The sequence below is a fragment of the Photorhabdus viridis genome, assembly GCF_040256935.1.
GTDB classification, from domain to species: domain Bacteria; phylum Pseudomonadota; class Gammaproteobacteria; order Enterobacterales; family Enterobacteriaceae; genus Photorhabdus; species Photorhabdus viridis.
In genome coordinates this window covers 1-259 of record NZ_JBEJZY010000404.1, presented here as the reverse complement: position 1 = coordinate 259, position 259 = coordinate 1, and the positions used below count along the sequence as shown (strand labels likewise).

Annotated in this window: 1 pseudogene; it reads right to left on the bottom strand. The window is 61.8% G+C overall.

Going from position 1 to position 259, the window contains the following annotated elements:
* A pseudogene (locus tag ABR397_RS25620) lies at positions 1-237 on the bottom strand (hypothetical protein); the annotation flags it as partial.
* Positions 238-259: the final 22 nt, after the last annotated feature.

Genomic DNA, 259 nt, shown 5'->3' with positions numbered 1-259 from the left:
TACCGCCACGGTCAGGCGGTTGTCGCCATCATAGCGGTAATCCTGGGTTTCGCGCATGCTGCCCGCCCGGCGGGTTATGTTGCCGTGCGGGTCATGCTCATAGCGCCATTCCCGCCAGTGGTTCAGGCGATCGCCCTGCGGCTCCATTGTCTTAGACAGCCCCCGCTCTTCCGCTTCACGCCCCAGTATCGCCTGCGGTGGCTCCAGCAGGTTATCCGCCCGGTCATACCACAACATATCCTCATAAGCGTTACCCCAA